This window comes from Microcoleus sp. A6-C6, assembly GCF_036705955.1.
Classification (GTDB): domain Bacteria; phylum Cyanobacteriota; class Cyanobacteriia; order Cyanobacteriales; family Microcoleaceae; genus Microcoleus.
The window spans coordinates 1-6,147 of the sequence record NZ_JAUBVR010000144.1 but is presented as its reverse complement, the minus strand read 5'-3'; the positions used below and the strand labels follow the sequence as shown (position 1 = coordinate 6,147).

Here is a 6,147-nt window from a genome sequence, read left to right as displayed (position 1 = left end):
GGTGATTTGTCAGCACCTGTAAGACTTAAATTATGGTCTTATGAATCCCCGTCCCTTTAGGGCTGGGGAGTTGTCAAGTACACGTCACTTTTCGCTATCAAGGTAAGCCCGTAGATCCGTTTGTCGGGCCCGATGCCAAATTAGGCTGCAACACCGCCCGCAATCCAATTTGGGACACGCCCATCGACTATGTTTCCACAGGTTTAATTCGCGCCGGTTTTGCCAACAAAGCACCTGACGAGAACACCGTCTGGGCTGGACAATTTTCTGAGACTAAACTACCTGTCAATAGTCCTGTATTATTGTTTTGGGTGCAGAGTTACGGAGTCCTTAAGGGCGATCGCGAACAATACAAATTATTTGCACCAAACGGCCAAACCATCGCTGACCAAACCAATGAAATTAAAGCCCCCAGCCGCACTTGGTTGGGTTATATCGGCAAAAGAAACAGTACAAATTCTCCTCTGACTCCGGGAGTGTGGCGCGCAGAATATCGGTTGACGCGGGGCGATCGAGTTTTAACAGAAGTTAAGCGAGAAGTTGAATTGCGATAACCTTATTTATTCCTTCGCAACCTATCAATTCAAGCAGTCAGAAACCGGGTTCCGAAAATCATGTATCTCAGCCTTGAATTAAGTAAAAACCCGGTTTCTTGGGTATGGATGTGCAGATAGTTTAACAGTTGACAGTTGACAGTTGACAGTTGACAGCGAAGTTTTTAGGCTGGGGCTTAAATCCCCAGCCTAAAAACAATCCACCTCAAGGTGGGGGCTTAAATCCCCTGTGCTTTGGTTAAAATAATAACAATATTTGAAAATAGTAGAAAAAGATCGGACGGCGAATGGAATTCGCGACTACACAAACGAAGTCCGCCTGCGCGGACTTAAGAAGAGCGATAATTTTCACCGCGGTGTCTTGTTCGGATTTTGATCACGATCAGGGCAAATTTTCCCAAGCTTGAGCTACAATCTCGCTCAGCCAGAGCCGTTGAGTAAAATCGAGCAAATTGTCGTCGGCGAGTACCTCAGCCTTTAACTCGTCTAAAGACTGAGAACGCGATCGAGCTATTTGAATCACACCCGCGATCGCCGACGCCACCAATTCTTCATTCAGCGGCTGCTGTCGCAAAGCAATCATTTCTTGAGGATTCGTAGGAATGGGATAATTCATGAGATTGCATACCGAAAAAAGTAGATACTGACCCGCAGCGGGTCAACGAAGAGCTAAGGCGATCGAAAAGCTAAAAATCTGAGAACATTGTAAACTTATTTAAAACTGAATAAGTATTCGGGAGTATAGCCTACTTTGCTCCCTTGTCAACTCCCCCATCTTTATTAATTTATTCAGAATTGAACTCCCCATCATGCAAGAAATTCTTTATCTAGAAGTCCCCACACCGGATACAGCAGCAGTCTGCACTTGGTTACAGCACGAATTCGACCCCGGAATCGGAGAAAAAATTATTACTCCTGACGGTTTTCGCCTGCTTTCCAACACAACAGCAGCGGAGTTAGTCAAATCTGGAACTCAAAATGCTAATCCAAAACCGACCCTCGCTGATACCAATTCAGAAAACTACAATTGGCGCACAGAACTTTCCACCTTTGTCTGGTCAGTACAGCGCACAACTTATTTAAAAGTCTTTCGTCTAGAAGACGCGCCGCCTGGAGAAAAACAGTTCCTGCAAGCTCTAAATCTGGCTGTCAGAAACAAGTTTCCCGATCGCTACCCAGAACCCCCCACCATAGACCTCTCCAAACAGTCAATTTTTGAAGCTCTTGCCCCCTATTACCCTCTCACCGTCAAATACTTCCAAAAAATGCCCAAAGGCGAATACGACTTGCAGCGCGTTTACTGGTGGGAGCAGCGTTGGCGCGAAAACACTCGCAATCCTCAAAAGCCAAAACAAGTCGTGTTTTTGAAAGAAGAAGAGAAGGAAGAAGGAAGAGGGAAGAAGGAAGAAGGAAGAGGGGAGAAGAAAGCAGGCACTGTTTTGTCGGATGCTGGCGAGACTGTTTACGATTTAATTTATATCGGCGGAGCATTAGGAGTGATTCACGCCGCAGTCATGGCGAGATTGGGCTACCGAGTGCTGTTGCTGGAACGAATGCCTTTCGGGAAGATGAATCGCGAGTGGAATATTTCGCGGGACGAAATGCAAAGCTTAGTTGATTTGGGTTTATTTACGGCAGCAGAAATCGAAACTTTGATTGCGCGAGAATACAAAGATGGCTACTGCAAGTTTTTTGATGCTAACAATCCGCCCATTGCTAAAGCGGAAATTCTGCACGTGCCGAAGGTGTTGAATATAGCTTTGGACAGCGATAAACTGGTGTATTTGGCGGGAGTTAAACTCACAGAAGCTGGCGGCGAAATCTGGGACGAAACTGAGTTTATCAGAGCCGATATTGAAGCTGAAAAAGTTATAGTTCAGAGCTGCCACTTGCCGACAAAAACCGATCGCACTGTCAGCGGACGTTTGCTCGTCGATGCAATGGGTTCGGCTTCTCCCATAGCTTGGCAATTGAACGAAGGACGGGCTTTTGACAGCGTTTGTCCGACGGTGGGAGGAGTCATTGACGGAGGAATGGAGCCGGGAGTTTGGGATTCCGATTACGGCGACGTTCTCTGGAGTCACGGCGATATTTCCCGCGGCCGCCAACTGATTTGGGAGTTATTTCCCGGCGCTGGAGGAGAACTCACAGTTTATCTCTTTCACTATCACCAAGTAAATGCCGAGAATCCCGGTTCTTTGCTGGAACTGTACGAGGATTTTTTCGCAATTTTGCCGGAGTACCGCCGCTGCGATGTCAATAAATTAATCTGGAAAAAAACTACTTTTGGTTATATTCCGGGCCATTTTAGCACCAGCAGCAGCGATCGCGCCGTGGCTGTCGATCGCCTAATTGCGATCGGCGATGCAGCATCTTTGCAATCTCCCTTAGTATTCACCGGTTTCGGCTCTCTCATCCGCAATCTTTTTCGATTAACAGATTTATTGGATACAGCTTTAAAGCACAATTTATTAAGTGCCAAACACTTAAACCAAATTCGTGCCTACCAGAGCAATATATCAGTAACTTGGCTGTTTTCCAAAGGCATGATGGTGCCGACGGGGCGAACTTTGCCACCCCAAAGAATTAATTCAATGCTCAATACCTTTTTCGGTCTTTTGGCAGAACAAGAACTCACCGTCGCGGAAACTTTTATTAAAGACAGAGCCGACTGGTTAACTTTCAATCAATTGGCAATTAAAGCAGCCAGAAAAAATCCTTCTCTCCTGTTGTGGATTTTAGATTTTGTCACCTTGCGCGATATTTGGCGCTGGTTGGGGAGTTACTTGACTTTTACTCTCTTGGCTTTGGCGAGTTTCCTATTCGGATGGCTTCCCAGTTTCGCCCGCAAAATACAGCCTTGGTTAGAGCCGCGCTATCCGGCTGTGTGGCTGTGGCTGTTGGCTACCAGCTATGCTCTTACCTACGGCATGGGAAAGGGTAGAAAATAGAAGACCGGGCGGTTGAAACGGCGGCTATACAAACTCTCACCCGCATTGCCAAGGGTTGAAGAACAGGCGGTTACAATTACGTTTGACATTATTTTCTCGACACCGCGGAGGTGGTCGCTGAGCTTGTCAAAGTGCGGACATCATTTTTGTAGATGCGGTTTCAACCGCCGTATTATCTAAAACTCAACCAACTAAAAACTGTTTCCACGGTCAATTTTAATTCGATTCCACTGAGTATGGGCAATTGAGCAGTGCCTTTGTACAGTTCCACTTTTTGTCCGGGAAACACGGCCAAAATACTTTCTTCCTCTGGATACATCAACCACCCCAATTCTGTGCCATTTCGTGAACAATGCAGTAATTTACTCAGGACTTTGGTTTGGCTTTGTTCTGGAGATAGAATTTCAATTGACCAGTCTGGATGAATGTCAAAGCGGTTAGCAATTCTCCCCGATGACTGTATGGGAATCCTTGCCCATCGGAATACGGCGATATCTGGGACAATTGATGCACCCCCAAAAGTACAGCGCAACTCTGGAAAAGCATAAGCATTTTTTGGTGTTTCTACTATCTGATTAATGACAGCACAAAATTTACTCTGTAATCTGCTATGTTCGCCTTGAGGTATGGTTTTTTGAATGATTTCTCCATCGATAAAATCTGAGGTAGGTTCGGTTTCTGGAAGTTTCAGGAACTCTTCTAAAGCGATTTTAAGTTTGACAAATGTAGTCATCAATCAGTTCTCTTAAAAGTAAACTGGATAGGAGACTTTTACCGACTTATCCCAAGCTGAAACCCAATTAGCTGTCTTTTTGGTAATTGATAATTTTGAGCAATTACCAATTACCAATTACCATAAAGAATGGCTTGAACGCCGGAACCCTGATCGGGAGAAATTAAAAGAAGATGATTCATTACTCCAATCCTCTTCCTGACCGGGAGAGGTCGCCCTCAACTGTCAACTGTCAACTGTCAACTGTCAACCTATCGAAAACTAGGCAATTCAATTTCAGCTAACGATCGAGGTTTTTTATAAGGCCGTAGCGGACTAGCAATCAAGGCCAGCCAATCGGGTTGTGCGATTGCTGTAGGTATGGCTTCACTCGATCGCGCTTCTTGAAGGCCAAAGGTTTCCACTGAATTCAAAATTGGAACCGCCTTGGCCAATTCTGGGCTGCCTAATTTGGCAGCAGTAGTTTCCGGTTCAGGCTCAGCCATAGGTAATTGAGGTTCCGCAACCGCAACCGCCGAGTCAGTTGCAGCCTCCTGAGTGCGGTAGGTTTCGCTCTCCAATTGAATGCCGGATGCTTGGGCTAATTGGTTAAGTTCCAGATTGGCGATCAATTCAGGGTCGATCGCATATTCAGCAAGCGCTACCTCTGGATGCTCTTCGGACTCTGACCAAGGTTTGACTGGGGCAGCGTTGAAGGCTGACGGCAGCGGAACCTGAGAGCTTTTGACCACCGCCAGCAAGGATTCTAATTGCTTGTGGGCGCTATCCTCCGCATCGTCAGGTGGCTCAATAATTGGAGACTTCTGTGGCATCTCCAGACTTTTTTCCAAGGCAGCTTTGAATTGCAGAGTGTGGCGCTGCTGGCGGTGCAAGCGCGATCGCAATTCCTTGCAAACATTTTCTGTGGCTACTAGCTGATGAAACTGTTCGTTGTAGCGATGCACGGTAGACGCACATTCTCGCTCCACAATCGCTAGCCTGGTTTGGCTGGTTGCTAACTTACTTCTTAAACTCTCCACTAAAATTTCTTGACTTTGGACGGTTTGATGGGAAACTTCCACTTTGCCAAACAGCCGCGTCAATTGTTCTTGAGTGTTTTCGAGTTCAGCAGTCTGCTTTTCTAGCAAGGCTTCGCGATGCTGCCAGTTTTTTTGGGACTCTTCGAGCGCTGTTTCTAGCTGGGCGATGCGCTGCAAAAGGTCGCGGTTGCATTCGTGCAGCGCTTGCATGAGGGTGACTGGGGTAGAGCCTTGTCCCTGATGCTGTTCGGCATTGCCAAGCAGATTTTTGAGATTGTTTGAAATCGTCGGCGATCCCGGCTCTGGCGGCTGTGTCTGAGATTGCAAATTGTTGGTGGAGGGTGTTGTGGGAATTGCATCTACGCTGAGCGCGTTGGGAAAATCTACTGTTTGCCAGTCTTCTTCTGGCTGTTGGGGAACCCTTGCGGGAGTTTCTGTCGCAGGGGGCGCGATCGGCTCAAAACCCCCAGCAGCAGCAAAATTTGACTGCAATGGTTCATCGGATCGAACAGCAGGGTGCGATTGGTGCTGACTGGCTCGAAGATCAGCTTCTGACATGGCTTTTTATCCCAATAGTCACAGGGTCTCACATACAGTCTATCCTGATAGATTCTCCAAAAGAAACCCCTAGTCAGAAGGAAGAAGGAAGAAGGAAGAAGGAAGAGGGAAGAAGGAAGAGGGAAGAGGGAAGAGGGAAGAGGAAAGAGGGAAGAGGGAAGAGGGAATAAGCAGAAAAATGCCCACACTCTCCCACTGGGAGCATCGAGCGCGCCAGCTTATTTAGTGCGAGCATCGAGCGCGCACGCCAGCTTATCGGGTGCATCTCACTTTGGCGAGTATGCCAAAAAAGGGTTAAAATGAAAAAGCTAGTAAAATTGCCAAATAAAGAT

6 protein-coding genes are annotated in these 6,147 nt (G+C 46.8%); 3 read left to right on the top strand and 3 right to left on the bottom strand.

Features of this window, described 5'->3' with window-relative positions:
• Positions 1–311: 311 nt before the first annotated feature.
• On the top strand, positions 312–554 hold the full coding sequence (locus tag QUB52_RS28430; RefSeq protein ID WP_332976325.1) for a hypothetical protein: 243 nt from the start codon (positions 312–314) through the stop codon (positions 552–554).
• Positions 555–936: 382 nt separating this feature from the next.
• On the opposite strand, the gene QUB52_RS28425 is transcribed toward QUB52_RS28430, so the two are convergent.
• A complete protein-coding gene (locus QUB52_RS28425) occupies positions 937–1,170 on the bottom strand; it encodes a hypothetical protein (RefSeq protein WP_332967545.1) in 234 nt (77 codons plus the stop codon).
• 193 nt (positions 1,171–1,363) lie between these two features.
• On the opposite strand from QUB52_RS28425, the gene QUB52_RS28420 reads away from it, so the two are divergent.
• A complete protein-coding gene (locus tag QUB52_RS28420) occupies positions 1,364–3,505 on the top strand; it encodes an NAD(P)/FAD-dependent oxidoreductase (RefSeq protein ID WP_332975577.1) in 2,142 nt (713 codons plus the stop codon).
• Between the two features lie 172 nt (positions 3,506–3,677).
• On the opposite strand, the gene QUB52_RS28415 is transcribed toward QUB52_RS28420, so the two are convergent.
• Both QUB52_RS28415 and QUB52_RS28410 read right to left on the bottom strand, forming a co-directional pair.
• Entirely contained in the window at positions 3,678–4,238 is a 561-nt protein-coding gene (locus QUB52_RS28415) for a Uma2 family endonuclease (protein WP_332975578.1), read from the bottom strand.
• A gap of 251 nt (positions 4,239–4,489) precedes the next feature.
• Positions 4,490–5,749, bottom strand: a complete 1,260-nt coding sequence (locus tag QUB52_RS28410) for a hypothetical protein (RefSeq protein WP_332975579.1) — start codon at positions 5,747–5,749, stop codon at positions 4,490–4,492.
• On the opposite strand from QUB52_RS28410, the gene QUB52_RS28405 reads away from it, so the two are divergent.
• On the top strand, positions 5,749–5,985 hold the full coding sequence (locus tag QUB52_RS28405) for a hypothetical protein (protein WP_265233572.1): 237 nt from the start codon (positions 5,749–5,751) through the stop codon (positions 5,983–5,985). The two genes, QUB52_RS28410 and QUB52_RS28405, sit on opposite strands and share 1 nt — an antisense overlap.
• The last annotated feature ends 162 nt before the right edge of the window (positions 5,986–6,147 follow it).